The sequence below is a fragment of the Pseudomonas sp. P5_B2 genome (assembly GCF_056400445.1).
On record NZ_JBFULH010000962.1, the window covers coordinates 1 to 1,240 of the forward strand.

The 1,240-nt window shown below is 54.8% G+C and carries 2 protein-coding genes; one reads left to right on the forward strand and one right to left on the reverse strand.

Annotation, left to right across the window (positions count from 1 at the left end; all coding sequences use genetic code 11):
* Positions 1-789 (reverse strand): ABC transporter transmembrane domain-containing protein (locus tag AC1DRJ_RS28335; protein WP_477805056.1); only part of this gene is annotated, 789 nt, incomplete at its 3' end.
* Positions 790-1,033: 244 nt separating this feature from the next.
* Here AC1DRJ_RS28335 and AC1DRJ_RS28340 point away from each other — a divergent pair.
* On the forward strand, positions 1,034-1,213 hold the full coding sequence (locus AC1DRJ_RS28340) for a PA1571 family protein (RefSeq protein WP_477805055.1): 180 nt from the start codon (positions 1,034-1,036) through the stop codon (positions 1,211-1,213).
* The last annotated feature ends 27 nt before the right edge of the window (positions 1,214-1,240 follow it).

Below are 1,240 nucleotides of genomic sequence, written 5' to 3' on the forward strand. Positions count from 1 at the left end.
CACCGCACCCAGCACCAGAACGATCACCAGCGTGATCAGCCAGGCGCGCTGGAAGATGCGTTTACGCGCCGTGTTGAACGCGTCTTCCACCGTCACGGCAAAACGCTGCTCATCCTGAACTTGATGGTTGTAGGCCTGCACGGTTTTGATCTGGCTGAGGGTTTCAGAGACGTAGCTGCCGATATCAGCGATCCGGTCCTGACTGAGGCGCGAAAGGTTGCGCACCCGGCGGCCGAAAATCAGGATCGGGGCGATGACCAATGGCAAGGCGACCACCACAATGGTGGTGAGTTTGGGATTGGTGATAAATAGCAGCACAGTCCCTCCGATGACCATCAGCACATTGCGCAAAAACAGCGACAACGAAGAGCCAATCACTGACTGCAGCAAGGTGGTGTCGGCAGTCAGCCGCGACTGGATTTCAGAGCTGCGATTGTTTTCGTAAAACCCCGGGTGTAGATAAACCAAATGATTGAATACTTGGCGGCGGATGTCCGCGACCACGCGTTCGCCGATCCACGACACCAGATAAAAACGCGCGAAGGTGCCCATCGCCAGTCCCACCACCAGCACCATGAAGAAGCCAATGGACTGATTGAGCAAGTGTGGTGACTGGGTCATGAAGCCCTGATCCACCAGCAGGCGAATGCCCTGCCCCATCGACAAGGTAATGCCGGCAGTGACAATCAACGCAAGCAAGGCGCCGAAGGCTGGCCAGCGATAAGGTGCAATAAAACGCAGGGTCAGGCGGAGCGCGCGGCGGTGACGGGCTGAGAGCATTGCAGTTATCCAGGTACGCCATTGATAGCACAGCCTACACCGTCAGACGGCGAACCCTGTGAATCACAATGAGTCAGGTTAATTATGACCGCGACGACTAGTCTCTAGACGCTATTGGTCTAAAGTCCGGGTGGCAAGGTTTTTAAATTTCTGGTGGACTGATGTGACCGCTTGGGAAGATCGCAGGGAGTTGTCATAGCCCGGTCACCTGGCGGTTTTAAACTAGGTACACAACCTGATGAGGAGACAGGCCATGTCCTTGCAAAACAGCAGCGAAGACAAGATTCAAGTGATCCGCACTCAGCCAAACCAGTCTCTGGGTTGCTCGATTATCGATGCCAATGGGCGTGAAGTACCGATCACTGAAGACATGATCCAGAAAGCGTGCAGCGAACTGGACAAGCGATTGGTCAAGCCTGCCGAACAAAAGTGATATAGCCACAGTCTTCTTGACCCGGCC